Annotated in this window: 15 protein-coding genes; 6 read left to right on the plus strand and 9 right to left on the minus strand. The window is 58.4% G+C overall.

The window, feature by feature from the left end; all coding sequences use genetic code 11:
- Nucleotides 1–25: 25 nt before the first annotated feature.
- The gene (locus I2I05_RS08700; RefSeq protein WP_196281848.1) at nt 26–199 is read right to left on the minus strand and encodes a DUF2256 domain-containing protein; all 174 of its coding nucleotides are present in this window, start codon (nt 197–199) and stop codon (nt 26–28) included.
- Between the two features lie 144 nt (nt 200–343).
- Here I2I05_RS08700 and I2I05_RS08705 point away from each other — a divergent pair, with 144 nt between their 5' ends.
- Together I2I05_RS08705 and I2I05_RS08710 are read left to right on the plus strand one after the other, a co-directional pair.
- Nucleotides 344–1,075 carry a class I SAM-dependent methyltransferase gene (locus I2I05_RS08705; protein ID WP_196281849.1) on the plus strand — a complete coding sequence of 244 codons (732 nt, stop codon included), beginning with the start codon at nt 344–346 and terminating at the stop codon, nt 1,073–1,075.
- A 77-nt stretch (nt 1,076–1,152) separates the two neighbouring features.
- Nucleotides 1,153–1,581, plus strand: coding sequence for a thioesterase family protein (locus I2I05_RS08710; protein ID WP_196281850.1), 429 nt, complete (start codon nt 1,153–1,155; stop codon nt 1,579–1,581).
- A 5-nt stretch (nt 1,582–1,586) separates the two neighbouring features.
- Here I2I05_RS08710 and I2I05_RS08715 read toward each other — a convergent pair whose 3' ends face one another.
- Nucleotides 1,587–2,153 carry a DinB family protein gene (locus tag I2I05_RS08715; RefSeq protein ID WP_196281851.1) on the minus strand — a complete coding sequence of 189 codons (567 nt, stop codon included), beginning with the start codon at nt 2,151–2,153 and terminating at the stop codon, nt 1,587–1,589.
- Nucleotides 2,154–2,302: 149 nt separating this feature from the next.
- Here I2I05_RS08715 and I2I05_RS08720 point away from each other — a divergent pair, with 149 nt between their 5' ends.
- Nucleotides 2,303–3,007, plus strand: coding sequence for a Tim17/Tim22/Tim23/Pmp24 domain-containing protein (locus tag I2I05_RS08720; protein ID WP_196281852.1), 705 nt, complete (start codon nt 2,303–2,305; stop codon nt 3,005–3,007).
- On the plus strand, nt 3,001–4,386 hold the full coding sequence (locus I2I05_RS08725; RefSeq protein ID WP_196281853.1) for a hypothetical protein: 1,386 nt from the start codon (nt 3,001–3,003) through the stop codon (nt 4,384–4,386). Before I2I05_RS08720 ends, I2I05_RS08725 begins: the two co-directional genes overlap by 7 nt.
- 73 nt (nt 4,387–4,459) lie before the next feature.
- On the opposite strand, the gene I2I05_RS08730 is transcribed toward I2I05_RS08725, so the two are convergent.
- On the minus strand, nt 4,460–5,443 hold the full coding sequence (locus I2I05_RS08730) for a pyruvate dehydrogenase complex E1 component subunit beta (RefSeq protein WP_196281854.1): 984 nt from the start codon (nt 5,441–5,443) through the stop codon (nt 4,460–4,462).
- Nucleotides 5,444–5,516: 73 nt separating this feature from the next.
- The gene (locus I2I05_RS08735) at nt 5,517–7,325 is read right to left on the minus strand and encodes a tetratricopeptide repeat protein (protein WP_196281855.1); all 1,809 of its coding nucleotides are present in this window, start codon (nt 7,323–7,325) and stop codon (nt 5,517–5,519) included.
- Between the two features lie 162 nt (nt 7,326–7,487).
- Here I2I05_RS08735 and I2I05_RS08740 point away from each other — a divergent pair, with 162 nt between their 5' ends.
- Both I2I05_RS08740 and I2I05_RS08745 read left to right on the plus strand, forming a co-directional pair.
- The gene (locus I2I05_RS08740) at nt 7,488–7,706 is read left to right on the plus strand and encodes a PspC domain-containing protein (RefSeq protein ID WP_092668307.1); all 219 of its coding nucleotides are present in this window, start codon (nt 7,488–7,490) and stop codon (nt 7,704–7,706) included.
- Nucleotides 7,707–8,665: 959 nt separating this feature from the next.
- On the plus strand, nt 8,666–9,382 hold the full coding sequence (locus I2I05_RS08745; RefSeq protein WP_196281856.1) for a DUF273 domain-containing protein: 717 nt from the start codon (nt 8,666–8,668) through the stop codon (nt 9,380–9,382).
- Nucleotides 9,383–9,485: 103 nt separating this feature from the next.
- On the opposite strand, the gene I2I05_RS08750 is transcribed toward I2I05_RS08745, so the two are convergent.
- The 5 genes from I2I05_RS08750 to I2I05_RS08770 form a co-directional block, all read right to left on the minus strand.
- Nucleotides 9,486–10,547: a glycosyltransferase family 2 protein gene (locus I2I05_RS08750; RefSeq protein WP_230688227.1), complete on the minus strand. Its 1,062-nt coding sequence runs from the start codon at nt 10,545–10,547 to the stop codon at nt 9,486–9,488.
- Complete coding sequence (locus tag I2I05_RS08755) at nt 10,537–10,875, minus strand: YbaB/EbfC family nucleoid-associated protein (RefSeq protein WP_196281857.1); 339 nt, start codon at nt 10,873–10,875, stop codon at nt 10,537–10,539. The genes I2I05_RS08750 and I2I05_RS08755 overlap by 11 nt, the downstream gene beginning before the upstream one ends.
- A gap of 211 nt (nt 10,876–11,086) precedes the next feature.
- Nucleotides 11,087–13,066, minus strand: coding sequence for a T9SS type B sorting domain-containing protein (locus I2I05_RS08760; RefSeq protein ID WP_196281858.1), 1,980 nt, complete (start codon nt 13,064–13,066; stop codon nt 11,087–11,089).
- 250 nt (nt 13,067–13,316) lie between these two features.
- A complete protein-coding gene (gene hutH, locus I2I05_RS08765; protein ID WP_196281859.1) occupies nt 13,317–14,810 on the minus strand; it encodes a histidine ammonia-lyase in 1,494 nt (497 codons plus the stop codon).
- An 87-nt stretch (nt 14,811–14,897) separates the two neighbouring features.
- Nucleotides 14,898–16,736: a serine hydrolase domain-containing protein gene (locus I2I05_RS08770; protein WP_196281860.1), complete on the minus strand. Its 1,839-nt coding sequence runs from the start codon at nt 16,734–16,736 to the stop codon at nt 14,898–14,900.
- Between the last annotated feature and the right edge of the window lie 8 nt (nt 16,737–16,744).

A 16,744-nucleotide genomic window follows, 5' to 3' on the forward strand; every position in this document is an offset into this window, starting at 1 on the left:
AAAAGATACGGCCGCTGCTATTGAGCTAGGCGCTTGCGCTGGTTGCAGCGGCCGGTAGGCGGTTGCGCTGGCAGCGTTCGCCGCAGTATTTCACATCGGCCCAGTTTGCCCGCCACTTTTTGCGGTACTCGAAGGGGCGGCCGCAGGTGAGGCAGATTTTGGTGGGTAACTGGCCTTTGCGAAGCTTTTCGGGGAGCATGGCGGGAGGGAAAGCATTAACTGAATGCCAAACGGCTGACGCTACCGCGAAGTTTTGGGTACTTTTCGGGTCCGAAACAGTTGCAAAGCGGCGAAGGCTCTCTTTCCTCACCCTTCGGACTTCATTCCAGCGAATAATTTCTTCATGACCACGACCACCGCCCCCGATGTTTTGGGCCAGGCCCTGCTGGCCTACCACCACGGCGATGCCGAGGCGTCGCTCATCGTGCATTGCAACGTGGCCGATGACGAGCCCCTGCCGGCTGCGTACTTTTTTCGGACCCTGCTGCTAATGCCCGAGCTGGAACGCCTGGCCCTCGACGAGTGCCGTGGCCGCGTGCTCGACCTGGGAGCAGGCGCCGGCTGCCACAGCCTGGAATTGCAGAGCCGCGGCTTCGAAGTGAAAGCCGTGGACGAATCGGGCGGGGCCGCGCAGGTAATGACCGAGCGCGGCGTTCGCACCGTAGCCCGCCACGATATATTCGACCCGCTGCCCGCCAACGAGCTGCCCTACGACACCATTCTGCTGCTCATGAACGGCCTCGGCCTAACGGGCACCTTGGAGGGACTCGACCGGTTTCTCACTCACGCCCGCACCTTGTTGGCGCCGGGCGGCCAGATTCTGGCCACGTCATCGGACATCCGCTACCTCTACGAAGACGAGGATGGCGCCCTGATGCTGAACCTCAACGGCCCGTATTACGGCGAAGTAGATTACTCCCTCAGCTACGCCGGCAAAACCGGGCCCTCCTTTCCCTGGCTGTTCGTGGATGCTGCCTTGCTCAACGACGCCGCCGAAACCGCGGGCTTCAGCGCCGAATTTCTGGGCGAAGACGACGACGAGCAGTACCTGGTCCGCCTCACACCGTTAGGCTAATTCAGCTGCTCGCCAGACGGCTTACCGGACAATGCCCAAGCATTTCGCTTGACCACCCCAACTCTACTCACCTCTGAATGACTGACACCGTCACTTACCGCACCCGCTGGGCCGACATGGACCCCAATGGCCACATGCGCCACTCCGCTTACGCCGACTATGCCGCCGACCACCGGGTGGTGATGCTGGCCCAGTGGGGCTACGGCGTGGCCAAATTCGCCGAACTGCGCCTTGGGCCAATTCTGTTCCGCGAAGAAACCAAGTTCCTGAAAGAAATCGGAATCGGCGAAGAGATTCGTGTCGATGGCCGCTTGGCTTCGGCCAGTGCCGATGGCTCGCGGTGGTCCATCGTCCACACCATTTACAAGGCCGACGGCCGGGTTGCGGCCACTGTCACCGTCGACGGGGCCTGGCTCGACCTCGACCGCCGAAAGCTCACCGTGCCCCCCGCTGAGCTCGCCGCCGCCTTCGACTCGATGCCCGCCTACGAGCCAGCGGCGCGCTAACTGCTTCAGGATTTTGCCAAAACGGGCGCAGAAGGCTGCAATGCTTTGGTAATGCGGCCTATCTGCTGCTGATGGTGTAGCAAGTGGTCGAGCAAAAAGTCCATCACCTGCCCGATGGTAATCTTGCCCGAGCGAGGATGCGGAAAAATAGCCCGGTTTATCTGCCGGCCCGGAAACTCGTTGAGCAAGCGCTCGAACTGGCGGCGTGAAGCCAGCCAGGTCTGGCGCAGTTCGGGCAGCGTGGGCACGTCGCCCGTATCCGTGAGGGTGGCCACGCCGCGTGGCGCCTTAAACTTGAACCCGGGCACGCGCAGCATCAAGCGCACAAACCGGGCCCGCAGCCGCGTAAATAGCCCGACTTTGGGCAACAACTCCTCGGCCTGCATTTTCTTCTGGATGTACTGGATGATGTTGCTTTCGATGAACAGCAGGTGATGCACCACTTGCGTGGCCGACCAGTGGCCCGGGGCCGGCGCCTTGGCACTATCCGCCCCCAGTGCTTCGGCCGAAGCCAGCAGGCGCTCGGTGGCGCGTTCCAATTGTTCCAGTTTGAGATGGAGGCGATGATTCATCGTGAAAGCGAAGTCAGCAGTGGTGTAGCTTTGGGATATTTAAAGGAAGTGTACGGCCTCAGGGTCGTAAAGGGTAGCAAGGTATGGGGAAACTTGATTGGTTAAGGAAACAGTGGGAGTGGGTGCTGCGCCACCCGACCATAGTTGCCGTGTTAATCGTATTCGTGGTATACCTGCTCTTCTTGCCAACCACCGAGTACACCAAGCAGTACTACGGCGCGAAAGGCTACTGGATGTTTGGCGAAAAGTACTTTTCCACGGGGAGCTTTGCCCTTCTTTCCTATTTCAACGCCATCCGCGGCTACTTTTCCCCGCTTCTGTTGGCCCCTCTCACCCGGTTGGAGGTTAACTATGGCTGGACCGTGATGGACCTGTGCCGGCTTTTGGGCGCCTGCAATGCGGCGGCGGTGTTTGGCTGGGCCGGCCCGGCCTTGTGGCACGCCGTGAAAGGCGGGGGCCCCGTGCCATTGGGCCGCCGGTTGCCGGTCGCCGGGCTGGGATTTGCCTTGTGGCGCGACTACTTCAACTTTTGCCTGACCAATTTTCCGGCCCTTTTGGCCATTGGCATCACGCTGATTGGCTTGCTACGCGGCCTCTGCTTGGCCAGTGGCCTCGCGTCCGATATTGCGCTGGCCGCAGCAGTGAACATGCGTTCGGTGTACCAGGCCGCAATTCCGGCAATCGTACTGCTGGCGGTGCTGCCGGCCGTGGGGCGGTCACGCTGGTGGGATTGGGCGCGCGCCAGCGTTCTGGCTGTTGTGGCCCTGAAACCTCGGCAAATTTTGCAGGATTTGCCGTTCCGCAACGTGACCATCGACGATTTCTTGCCAGCTCCCGCGCCCGAACCATGGTAGATACTATGCGTGGGCGCTTTCTTTTGGTGCTGGCGCTCTACGCCGCCTACCTGCCGCTGAGCGGCTACACCGTTGGCCAGTTTCGATTCGATGCCGCCGAGTACTGGGAGTTATCGTTGAAGTTCACGCAGGGTGGCGGCTTTTCTCTGCTGCGGTTTGACGACCCTTTGCGGGGCTATCTGGGGCCATTACTAATCATGCCGGCTCGGCTGCTGTGTCGTATCACCGGGTGCTCCATGCTCACCGGGGCGCAGGTGTTGGGTGCCAGCTGGGCGGCGTTGCTCTTCGGCGTGGCCATTCCGCAGTTGTGGGCGCAGGTAGCGGGCCGCCCACTTGCCGGAGCGCGCTGGCTCATCTTGGTCGGGCTGGCGTTCATTTTCTGGCGGGACTACTTCAATTTCACGTTGAGCGACATGCCGGCGCTCACGCTGCTGCTACTGGCCCTGGTGGCTTTGGGGCGCAGGGAGTGGAAGTGGGGGCTGGTTGGCGGACTGCTTTTGGCGGCGGCAATTAACATTCGGCCCGTTTACGTGGCGGCGTTGCCGGGCTGTTTGTGGTTGTTATTGGTTTCGTGCCAGATGCCTGTGTTGCGGTGGCGTTGTTTGGCGGGCCTGGTTTTGGGCATGGCGCTGGTGTTGTTGCCCCAATGGCTTATCAACCGGCAGCATTTTCAGCAAGAAACTCCGCTGGTGCTGGCGGGCTTTCCCGGCAGCCAGCCTTTGTATCTCAAGCAACTCACATGGGGCACGCGCTTCCAACGCTACGAATCTAGCATGGTCCCAGCAATGCCCCGCTCTTTGATTTATGCGGACCCCGCTGGCCAGCGGGAACTACTACTGGAGTCTAGCGGGCGTTTTTCCAGTTATAATCATTACCTGAAACACGCATTGCAACACCCGGTCGCAACCGGCTGGCGGTATTGCCGTCACCTTTTCAACGGCTTGGACCTGCGTTTCCCAACGCCTTATCCTCGCCAGCTGCACCCGCCGGGGCAAGTAGTACTGCGGCTGTTGAATTACAGTCTTCTGGGATTGGGGGCCTGGCTGGCTGCCCGAGCCGTGTGGCGCCGTCGCAAAAGCGAGAAGGAGCAAGTATTAACTATTCCAAGCCGGCCTGCCGCGTTGTTGGCGCTGCTACTGCCTTGCCTGCTCGTTTTGCCCACCCTTATGGAATGCCGGTTTCTGCTGCCGTTGCACATGCTGGTTATCACTATCATTGCCGGCACGTGGCAGCCAATAGCTTGTTGGCGGGCATTGGGCCGGCCGCTTCGGCGGGTAGCAGTGCTGGGTTTCTGGGGCGTGTGGCTATGGGGCTGCTGGCAATTATCCGAGTCCACAGCCCGACAGTTACGCCCGCCCAGCGAAGCCCCGCAGGAATAATTCAGAATATGCTTTCAAATAAAAGCCCCTGCCGTTTAAACGGCAGGGGCTTTTATTTCTACTAAGGGTTGAATTACGCTTTGGCGTAGGTCACTTCTTTCACCGCTTTCACCACACGGGCCACGTTGGGCAGCGAGGCTTCGATGAGCGTGGGAGCGTAGGGCAGGGGCACGTCGGCGCAGGTGATGCGGATAACCGGGGCATCGAGGAAATCAAACGCGCGGCGCTGCACGATGTAGGCCAGCTCGCTGGAAATGCTGGCCAGGGGCCACGCTTCTTCGATAACCACCATGCGGTTGGTCTTTTTCACCGATTCTACCAGCGTGTCGTAATCGATGGGCCGCACCGAGCGCAGGTCAATGACTTCGGCTTCAATGCCTTCTTTGGCCAGTTCGTCGGCGGCGGTGTAGGCCAGTTTCATCATTTTGCCGAAGCTCACCAAGGTCACGTGCTTGCCTTGGCGCACCACGTTGGCCTTGCCGATTTCGAGAATGTACTCTTCCTCTGGTACTTCGCCCTTGTCACCGTACATCAGCTCCGATTCCATGAAAATCACCGGGTCGGGGTCGCGGATGGCAGCTTTCAGCAAGCCCTTGGCTTCGTACGGGTTGCTGGGCACCACCACTTTCAAACCGGGGCAGTTGGCGTACCAATTTTCGAAGTTCTGCGAGTGCTGGCTGCTGAGCATGCCGGCATTGCCGGTGGGGCCGCGGAATACGATGGGGCAGGAATACTGCCCGCCCGACATCGAATACAGCTTGGCGGCCGAGTTAATTACTTGGTCGATAGCAACCAGCGAGAAGTTGAAGGTCATGAATTCGATAACCGGAATCAGCCCATTGGCCGCTGCACCCACGCCGATGCCGGCAAAACCCAGCTCCGCAATGGGGGTGTCAATCACTCGCTCCGGCCCGAATTCGTCGAGCATGCCTTGGCTCACTTTGTAGGCACCGTTGTACTCGGCCACCTCTTCGCCCATTAGGAAAACCCGCGGGTCGCGGCGCATTTCCTCGGACAGGGCCTCGCGCAAGGCCTCACGAAATTGAATTTGACGCATGATATTCTAGTAGGTAAACAGCCGTTTTGAGCCGTTGGGCAAAGCTACGATGAGCCGGGCGGATGGGCAACGGTTAGCGCAGGGCCTCCCGAAATACCTTGCCTTGGGCATAATCCTGAAATTCCAGGTCTTCGACGGCGCGCTGGGCGTAGCTCCGGTCCAGCGCCACAGCTTGCTTCAAAAAATCGCCCACAGCGGCTTCATCCTTTTGCCGGGCCGCCACCACGGCCATCCCATAAACCGGGGCGGCAGCAGCGGGACGCAGCTTTTGGGCCAGACGGTACTGTTCTAAAGCTGATTCGTACCCTTCGCGGCCCACCAGAATCAGGCCTCGATTCAATGCGTTTTGGTAGGAAGGCCCCGCGTATTCCAAGCTGCGCAAGGCTTCGTCGGCTTGCCCAATTTCGATTTCTAACGCGGCGCGGTCCGAGAAAACCTTACGCAAGAGGGGCCGTTCGCCGCCCAGCTTAATGGCGTAATCGTAGTTCTGCAAGGCTTCGAGGCGGTCGCCGGCCCGGTGGTAGGCCGTGGCGGCGTGGTAGAAAAACTCCGCCGTGGGGTTGCGGTGGGCAGCCAGGGTGAAGTTGACCGCCGCCCGCCGGTAGTAAGCCTTGCGGATTTTATCGGTGGGCTCTTTTTCGCCGCGCTGCAACAGCACCACGCCCAGGTTATGAAAGGCTTCCCAACCATTGGTAGTAGCAGCTGATGTTTCATAAATGCGTTGCTTTTCAGCCAGCAGCGGGGTCAGGGTGGCCGAATAGCGCAATTCTTCGGGCGTGAGGGCATCGGCTTCAACCTGCTTGTCAACTATCTTTTTGGCAAGCAGATAAACTTCCGAATCGTAGCGTTTGGGGGCGTCGTAAGTCACCGCTACCGTGCCGAAACGCAGCACGGGATAAATATACTGCTCGATGTAATCGAACGATGACAGTCGGTGCAAAGCTTTTTCCTTCTGTTGAAAAGTGCCCTTGGCATCGTTAATGATGCTCACGATGGAGTCAATCTGGTCTGCCTTCAGGGCCGAGGTCGTGACTTTGCTCAGGAAAGTGTCCCAGCGCCGGGTATAGGCCAGGGTATCAAAGCGAATGTCCTGTACCTTGTTAAGGTAAGAAAAGGTTTTAACGCGCTGCTTGTAGTAATAGAGGAGCATGCGAACACGCTTGCTGGCCAGCAAGCGGTTGTGGGCATCAACGGAATCGGGTGAGTGGCCGGCAATGATGAGTACCTGCTTGGTTTGCTGGTTAGCGTCGATGAGGTCTTCTAGCGCGGCCACGTTGGTGCCCAAGTAGCCGCGAATAAACCATTGGCCTTCATCGAAATAAAAGGGAAGCACCCGGGTGCCGCTCATGTTGTTACTGGCGCGCTCGGGAAGCAGTGTCAGCACTGTGTCTTCGCGGGTGACGAGGCGGGCCGGGTCGGCAATGCCGCGCGTGACGCGTACTTCATTCTTGGCGCGGAGCACGCGGCCATCTTTTTTTAGCTCGCGCACTTGGGCCTGGGCCAGCAACTCGCCGGGGTTGCGGTTGGGGGTGTTGGGCAGGCTAAATTTTTGGGTAGCCACGAGCAAGCCCTTGGTCTCGTCATCGTACACGTAGTTGCCCGTGGTAAAGGCAATGCGGCCAACGGTGTCTTCGCGCAAGCCGTGCTCGTAGCGGTAGCTCAGCAGCAATTCATAAGCTACACCCTTGTGCAGGTGGCTGGCTGGTACCCGGGCAATTACCTCAAACGGGACTGATTCGCCCGAGGCCGTGAGTGGGGTAGGCCGGGCCACCACGGTCCGCCCGGTTTCGGCCTGCTTGAGTACCCGGGGCAGGGTGCAAGCCGATAAAAACAAAGTGGCTGCCAGCAGCCCCTGGGCCAGTGGCCGCAAAATATTTGTCATCAAAAAGCGTAACGCGGGAAAACGAAAACCATCCCTACAAACGTAAAAGCCCCGAAATTAGTCGGGCTCAAGGGGGCGAAATTACGCCAATGACTTTGCCTCGCCCTTAGGAAAGTCTTATCTTAGCCCAGAGAATCTGTTTTTCGCTAGCCGCTACCGCCCATGAAACGCTTCACCGACTACCTGGAAACACAGTCTTTTGGTTTGTGCTCTGCCCTTGCTCAAAAGTGGGGGTTCAGCACCCGCAGCGTCCGGCTCTCGTTCGTGTACGCCTCCTTTTTTACGTTCGGCTCGCCCGTAGTGCTCTACTTTGCCGGAGCTTTCTGGATGAACGTGCGCCGGGCCATGCGCCAGCAGCGCAGCACCGTTTGGGATTTGTAAATTTGCTTACGCAAAATGCGTTTTGATACTTCGCATTTTTTACAGCGATTCGACTTGGGCTAATTCAATCGCACAATAGCAAGAAAGGCTTAGTGGTCTGATTATGTATTAGTAATCCATAGGTAAATTGGATTTTGTAGCTCTTGTGGAAAATTATTCCCTTTTGGAGATAGTTCCAACGAATGCGAATTGGTGAAATTCCTGCGATAATAGTGGCACATTTCCTAAGAAATCAACTATGGGCCTGTTGATGCGCCTACCAGAGCGCCTTACTTGGTGGTTTACGTGCCATTCACATCATTCACAAGCTGTATAGTCCCATAGTGCGGTGGGTTTGGTAACTGATAAAGCTGCAGAAATTAAAATTACCGCCGCTGGCAAGGTGACGGATGACTGTAGGGGGTAGGCGCTGGAGCGCTACTTCCGGCAGCAAGCCCTAGCGGCGCTTCAAGCCGGTGATTTCAAGCGTTGAAGTACTCGACTCCCAACACGTTTACTGTAGTGAATTAAGCGGGCTGGCCAGAGGCTCCGGTGCCCACATGAAAATTTCAGAACCTCGCCCGAACCCCCGGACGGCAGCATTGCACCTGTGCCCACCGATTATATAGTCTCGCAATTTGGCATATTATTCACGAGTATTAGCATACACTTGGCATGCTCTGAATCGGAGCTTCAGGTTTTAGCTAGCAGTCCACAACGAAGCAATTACTTCGAAGAATTTCGCTAACCGTGTGCTTACCAGAGACCAGATTTTAGTTTGTCCCGGCACCCAGTAGCTAAAGTAGCTCTAGGATAAATAATAAATAGTTGCTTAATGGTTCAATTTTCCGCAGCACTTATAATAATTTGGATATAAATTATAAGTAAATAAAATTGAAAATTTAATAAATTTCCAATGTATTATCTGCGCAGAAATGACATTAACTTTGTCCTGACTCATATTGACTTTAAGATTTTTCATGACTAAGAACAGAACCCTGGTTTTAAGTATCGCCCTAGGTGGTTATGACCTTGTATTTAGAAATTGTATAAAGTCGCAGCAGGATTATTGTGATAGGTTGGGTTATGAGTATAGACTGATAACTGATTCTCACTATAAGCTAACTGCTTCTGTGTCTTCTTGGTTAAAAATTGTTTTGATAATTAAAGCATTAAAAAGCGGGTACGATACTATTTTCTTTATTGATGCAGATTGTCTAGTTAGACCTCACACCCCTGGCATAGAGCAAATTGTTGCTGACACAGAAAGTATCTATGTAGCACAAGGGTATTCTGGAAGAATTAATGCAGGAGTAATTATTGTCAAAAACACGCCACAATCATTAGCGTTTTTCCAAAACATTTTAGACAAATGTGAAATCAAAGTGCCACAAGATGATTATGCGCTTTATGAGAATGGACATATGATTCATTATGGGAAAAATAGCCCAGAAATAAAGATTATTCCACGACTATTATGGAATAACAATTCCGAAATAGACGAAAAAAGCTACGTGCAACACTATAGTGGCGGCCCACTTCGAGCTGTTTATTTGAACAACAATAGTTTATACTTAAAAGCTCGTATAGTTTATAGTAAGATTCTGAATAAATATTTTACAAAAAATTCAGATGTTATGAAAGGAGTTGGCCTAAAGGAGCAGCTTTTGCAATTGAGTGAGCATTACCAAATGTGACTTTTATTTTCAAGTCCTGGATAACTGTCGCTATTTTTATAATGTTGACCTTTATCCAGGACTTGAAAAAATGCATCCAGTATTAAATTCTGAAGTATTTGCTTCAGAATTTAATACTGTCAATTATTAATTCACTGAATTTGCGTTTCCCCCTCGCGAAATAAGCCCACACCAAACTGCCGTTGTACACGCCGGGGCGCTCAGATACCCGCAGGTGCGGGCGGGCCTCTTGGCGCTGCTTGCGCCAGTACCCGAGCTTGCCATAAAAGCTGAAGTGGGCCCGGAGGACGGCTTGGAAATTGCGAAATTGGCCGGCTGCCAGAAATCGCAGGCCGGCTACCCCATCCAGCAACAAGCGCTGCAGCATGGTACCGACTAATTCGCTGGGTGCTGCGTTTTTGTAGAGCAGGGCCAAACAGTTGCGAAAATTAAGGTAGGTTTTGCGGGGGCTGCTTTGCGGCAGGGTGCCACCGCCCACGTGGTGGACGGCGCTTCCGCCGTGGTACCACACCTCGTGGCCGGCATTCCACAGGCGCCAGCACAAGTCAATTTCCTCCATGTGGGCGAAAAATGCGGGTTCCAGCCCACCCAGCGCTTGCCACGCTGAACGACGAACCATGAGGCAGGCTCCGGTAGCCCAGGCCACGGGGCGCGAGTCATCGTATTGGCCCTGGTCTTTTTCCAATGTATCGAAGAGACGGCCGCGGCAAAAGGGATACGCCAGCCGGTCGAGGTAGCCGCCGCCCGCGCCTGCGTATTCAAAATAGGTAGGGTCGGCGTGGGCCAGGATTTTGGGCTGCACCGCGGCAACGCGCGGGCTGGCTTCGAGGAGGCCGCGCAGCGGCCGCAGCCACCCCAACGTTACTTCCACATCGGAGTTCAGCAGCACAAAGAAGTCGCTATCAACTTGTGCCAGGGCTTGGTTGTAGCCCTCGCAAAAGCCAAAGTTGCGGTCGAGCAGCAGCAACTCCACCAACGGAAAATCGCGTGCCATCAACTCCACCGATTCGTCGGTAGACGCATTATCGGCCACGATGATGCGGGCGCCGTCGGCGTGGGTGATGACGCCTGGAAGAAAACGGCGCAGGAAATGCGCGCCGTTCCAGTTCAGAATAACGATGGCGACGTCGGCGCAGGCACCGACTTTTGCGGCGCTAGGCTCCAAAACCACTCAGGTCGAGGCCCGGAACGTTGGGCATCAGGCCACTGGTTTTGCGCTGCAGCTCCTGGCGAGCCAGCTCGGCGGCATCGTCCAAGGCTTTGTTCACGGCGGCTACCACCAGGTCGGCCAGCATGTCGCGGTCCTGGGGTGTGAGCAGGCTCTCGTCAATTTCAAGCTTCAGAATTTTGCGGTGGCCACTGGCTGTGGCGCGCACGAGGCCGCCGCCCGCTTCGCCAGTGGCGGTGAGGTGTTGAATTTCCTGCTGGGCCTGCTGCATTTTGTCTTGCAGCTCCTTCACTTTGCCCATCATGCCGGTTAGGTCGAATGCCATAATTTAATAGTTGTCGCTTGTTGGTGTTGGTTGTCCGTTCGCTTTAAACACGATAACGGCCGGAAAGTGCTGCCGGGAATACAAAGAATACCCACGTATAGCTGGCCAAGGCACTTCTTCGCTCTATACGAAAGGCGCCGACATTACGCTTTAGCTGCGTAGCATTTCTTCGATGGCTTTTCATTCCCCACGCCCGGCTTTGTGTTCAGCATTACTTCAAAATGGTTACCGACCCTGTGGCGCTAAAAGCCGCGCCGTCCTCTCCAATTTGCTGGAATCGCCACGCGTAAGTTCCCAGCACCGGAGCGCGCCCTTTAATGGTGCCGTCCCAAGCTTCGTCGCGTTGGGTGCTGCGAAATATTTCCTGCCCGTTGCGGTCAATAACTACAAAGGTGAACCGCTGCAAATAACGCCCCTTCACTTCCAGGACGTCGTTGAGGCGGTCGCCGTTGGGAGTGAAAGCAGTAGCAATGTTGAGATACACCTGGCGGGTAACTGTGGCCACGTTCGAGTAGCTTAACGTGCCAGGGGGTAGGCCCGCGCCGCCAATCTGGAGGCGGTAGCGAAGAATTTGCCGGTCCGTAGGCGGAGTCAGGTCGGTGTAGCTGCTGCCGCTGACTTGCACCGCGCTGAGTACCGTGCCATCGGACGCCAGCCGTTGCAGTGTAAAGGTGGCGGCCGCGCCGGGCGTGGGACCGGTAAAAGGCGTCCAGGTGAGGGAAGCGGTAGCACCCGTGGGGTCGGCGGGGGCAGCAGTAAGCAGGGCCGGGCAACTCGGGGAGCTTTCCGGCGAAGTGTTGCCGCACACATCTACTAGGCGCACGGTGTAGCACGGGGCCTGGGTAATAAGCGCGGCCAAGGCCACAGAATCGCGCTGAATGCCGGTACTGCTGGCGGTGCGAAACGCAGCAGGCGGGCCGCCCGCGGTGCTGCGCTGGTAGCGCAGTGTGCTGCCCGTGGCCAGGGGATTACCATTAGCCAAAAAAGGCGTCAGTTCCACTACATTGCGCAGGTTAAAGCTAGCCACCAGCCGGGGTTGGGCCGGCGGCAGGGCCGACTGCGTGGTGATGGACACCGGGTTGGATACGGACACGCCCCCGCCCGGCTGGGTGGCCGTAACGCGGTACGTGTAGGTGGTGCCGCACTCCACGTTGGGGTCTTCCAGGCCGCCCGCAATGGGCGTGAAAACCGCAAGCGGCTGGCCATTGCGGGTGACGCTATACCGGTTGCCCCGGCCTGCGTCATTCAGCAGCAGTTGGTTGCGGTTTTGGGTGGAGCTACCCGTCAGGCTGAGGGTGCAAACAAGGGGCGAAAAGGACGAATCGAGACGACACGGGTCGGTGCGGCGCAGGCGGTAGCAGCCCGCCACTGCGTTGGCAAGGCTGAAACTGGTGCTATTGGGCGGAATGTTGGCGATGGCGCGGTAGCTCCCGGCTACGCTCGCGTCGGCGCGCTGCAGAGTGTAGGTGTAGCCCGCCGGCAGTTGTGCCACATCCAACGTGGCGGCGCTGCCCGGGAGCGGAGCCTGCAGCGTAAGGCGCGTGAGGGCCGGCGTTTGTGGGGGCAGGAGGGGGGCAATGGGCTGGGTGGCGGCCCCATCGCACACGCCGGTGGCGGCATAGCGGCCCGTCACCGTGACGGTGGTAGCTCCGGCCGGCACGGCCACTACGGTGGCCTGGTTCCGCAGAATGACGCGCTCCGGAGCGTTTCCCACGCGCACGGTGTAGCTGTCGTAAGCGGCATCGGTCACCGTTATCAGAGCCGAATTGCTGGGGCAGGGCGCCACCGTGAAGGCGGGCGGGGTTGGGTCGTATACCCGGAAAGTGCGGATGTAGTAGGTAGAGGCTTGGCCGCTGCCGCCCGCCACCGCGTTCGCCAGTTCCGAAACCGTGACCAATCCCACTTGCGCTTTGGTGGGGGTGTATTCGTAGTTATAAGGATTGGGCGGGCTGCACGACGGTAGAAACGTGGTGCCGGAGCCGGGCAGTACCCCGTAAAATAACAGCGAAGTGGGGATGTTGCGCCCGGCGCATTGCTGAAAACGTACCCGCCGCCCCACGCAAAAGGCATCTACGGGCTGGCCCGTGGCCACGTCAATGGCGAGGAAGCTGCACGCCGGCTGGTTGGCCGAAGCGCACGAGGCTTGCGCCTGCACCGCAGAAGCCGCCCCCAGCCAGATGGCAACAAGCAAAAAACAGCACCGAACCAGCTTCATAAGCAACTCACGTAACGCAGGAAAAGGCAGTCTAGCGCCGGTCCTACAAAAAACACAGGTACCGATACGGATTGATGATTCTAAAGAACGTCATGCAGAGTACCGCGAAGCATCTTGCGTGCTCTAACTGACTACTAACTACCGCCCCTAGCGAAACGCTTCGCGGTGCTCTGTACAACGACCAAAACAAGCTTTCCCACCCCGAGTCACTCGGCCTTGAGTCAACTTATTGCCAGTCAAACTTACGGACGAAGGCCGCAGCCCGGTGCAGGTCGGGGTAAAGCACCCGGTCCTGGCCCACAAACTTCACTTCTTGCTGGAACGCCGCAACTAACTGCTCCAATGCCGCAGACGTACGGCCCGGCCGCCGGAAGGACAACGCTTGCACGGCCGTCATCAACTCAATACCGAGAATCTGCTCCGCGTTTTCAATCACGCGGCGGGCTTTAGTGGCGGCGTTGGCGCCCATGCTCACGTGGTCTTCCTGGCCGTTGCTGCTCACAATACTATCGACCGAAGCAGGCGTGCACAGCTGCTTATTCTGGCTCACGATGCCAGCGGCGGTGTACTGCGGAATCATGAGGCCAGAGTTGAGGCCGGGCTCGGCTACCAGGTACGTTGGCAGGCTGCGCTGGCCGGAAATCAGCTGGTAGGTGCGGCGCTCCGAGATGCTGCCCAGCTCGGCCACGGCCACGGCCAGGTGGTCGAGCGCCAGGGCCAGGGGCTGGCCGTGGAAGTTGCCGCCGCTCAGAATCTGGTCGTCGTCAGGGAAGATGTTGGGGTTGTCGGTTACGGAGTTGCACTCGGTTTCTACTACCTGCGCCACGTAGGCCAGGGCGTCGCGGCTGGCGCCGTGCACCTGCGGCTGGCAGCGGAACGAGTAGGGGTCCTGCACGGCCATGCGGGGCTGGGTTTGTAATTCGGAGCCAGCCAGCAGGTCGCGCAGCCGCTGGGCAACTAGCACCTGTCCGGCATGGGGACGAATGCGGTGCAGGTTTTCGCTGAACGGAGCCACGCAGCCCCCAAACGCCTCGGTGGAAAGGGCCCCAATCACGTCGGCGGCAGCCACCAGGCGTTGGGCCCGCAACACGCCGTCCACGGCATAGGCCAGCATAAACTGGGTGCCGTTAAGCAGCGCCAGCCCTTCTTTGGCTTGCAGCTCCAGCGGCGCCCAACTGAACAGACTCATGGCATCGGCCGCGCTTAGCCGGTAGCCTTGGTAGTTGACTTCGCCCAGGCCCAGCAGTGGCAGACATAGGTGTGCCAGCGGGGCCAAATCGCCGCTGGCACCCAGAGAGCCTTGCTCATACACCACGGGCAGCATTTCCCTGTTGTACATATCTAGCAGGCGCTGGGCCGTGGCTACCTGCACGCCGCTGTGCCCGTAGCTCAGGCTTTGGGCCTTGAGCAACAACATGAGGCGCACGAGGTTGCCGGGCACTTCGGCGCCCGTGCCGCAGGCGTGCGACATCATCAGGTTGACTTGCAATTGGGCGCGGGCTTCGGGGGCGATGCTCACATTATAGAGCGACCCAAAGCCGGTGTTGATGCCATAAATGGGGGAATTGTCCTGGGCCAGGCGCTGGTGCAGGTACGCGTGGCAGGTGGCGATGCGCGTTTTGGCGTCGTCGCTCAGCGACACGGGCCGGCCATCGGCCAGCACGGCGGCCAACGCAGCCAGGGTGAGGGGCTGGGTGGGCGAAATAATGTGGGTGGGCATTGAGGGGGTGAGTGGGGGTGGCTACAAAAATAGAGGTATTTGCCGCCGCCGCCACTGGTACCCTAAGCAGCCTGAGTTTCCCGTTGCTTATTTGGTGATGGACACTAGTTTTTCTCGCAAGCTCTTGTCTTCCGGGTTCAACCGCAAAGCCGTTTGGTAGGAGTTGATGGCCTGGGATTTGTCGCCGCGGCTCAGGTGCAAGTCGCCCCACCGCGCGTGCACCACGGCTGACTCAGGAAACCGTTCCAAAGCCAGGCTCAGCAAGCCTTCGGCCGCGGCGAGGTTTGGAGGGCGACGGTTTAGCAGTTCGTAGGCCATGTAAGTGAGCTGGTATTCGTTGAGCTGGAACTGGCGGTAGCCAGCCACGGCCTCCGGAATGCGGCCCAGACGCAGGAGCTCGTCGGGCACAAGTTGGTCGGGCCGTAGGCGGGGCATTGGTTTTTCGGCCCCCAGCATCCGAAAACCCGTGACCGCGCCGGCCGCGTTGCGCTCGAACCGGCCGCGCATGGGAAAGTCGGAAAAAGCCACCGTGTCGCCGCCCATCGGATAAGTCAGAATCGGATTGCCGGCGTTAATGCGTTCGACCAAATGCGTAGCCTCTCTTTGAAACGTCACCACCTCGTCGGGGCCGCGTTGGTAGCGCCCCACAAAGGCATCGAGCGTGGACACGGGCACCGACACGGGCTGCAGGGTTTCCGGCAGAAAACCGGGCCACTGATATACCTGCGCCACCGCGCGGCGCAGCTCCTTGCCCAATTCACCGGCGCCCCCGTCGCTGTTCATCATGATAACCACGCCGTTGCCGCCCGTCACGCTGGCCAGGGCGTAGGCCAGAAAGCCCGCATTCACGCCGGTGTGCTCAAAATACCGGCTGCTTTCGTCGGTTCGGTCGGTGCGTTGCAACAGGAACGGACCCAGTCCCATTTCCTCGCGGTAGGTCCCGTCCGATACGGCTGCTTGCGGTGCAAGCATGGCGCGGGCCGTGGCTTGGGTGAAGACCTTGCCTCGCCCCCGATAAGCCTGCTGCACCTCGATGAGGTACCGTGCCAAGTCCGTGGGCGTGGCGTACAAACCCGCCGGTGCCTGCTGAGGGTACAGGTAGGGCATGCCCTGAAACCAACTGTTTTCGGAATAGGCCCACGCCGCTTGCCCTTGCAGGGGCGCGGGCAGAGGCTGGGCATAGGTGGCCGTGCGCATTTTTAACGGCTTGAACTTTGCAGCTTTTGTGAGGGAGGCAAAGTCCCGCCGGGTTGCATCCATCAGGGCAAGCTGGGCCACCAGATAGCCCCCTCCCGAATATTGGAAACCCGTGCCGGGCTCGCGGTTTACAATTACGGGACGGCTCTCGGCCTGGGGCTGGCCGCTCAGAATGTCGACCACCGACGGCAACGGTCCCTTGCCCGGCACAAAGCCCCAGTACGACGACTGGCTGGTGCCGCCCTGGTGGCTGAGCAGCAGCCGGAGGCTCACGGGCCGCTTGCGGGTGAAGTCGTTCTCGGCCAGTTTCCAGGAGGTTAAATACGTATTATTGGGCTGGTCCAGGTCCAGTTTGCCCTGTTGCACGAGAAGCAGGGCGGCCCCCGCGGCCACCAGCTTCGAAATCGAACCGGCCGAGAACAACGTGGTGGGCGTAACGGGCTTCCGCCCCGTGGTGTCGGCCCAGCCGTAGGCCTTCACCCAGTCGATTTGGTAGTTGCGAATTACGGCAATGCTCAGGCCCGGCACCCGATGGAATTTCATGCGCTCCTGCAGGTTCCAGCCGGGTAGGCCGGCCACCGGCACGAACGGCATCAGGCTATTTTCAACTTGTCGGATGCGCGCGGCTACCGTCGGAGGGACGGGCGCGGCAGGCCCAACTTGTGCCCGAGTCAGCCCGGGGTACAAGCCACTGAACAGTAGCAGAAAGAGAAAGCGGTTGCAGGACATAAGCAGGG

The sequence above is a fragment of the Hymenobacter jeongseonensis genome (genome assembly GCF_015694725.1).
Taxonomy (GTDB): domain Bacteria; phylum Bacteroidota; class Bacteroidia; order Cytophagales; family Hymenobacteraceae; genus Hymenobacter; species Hymenobacter jeongseonensis.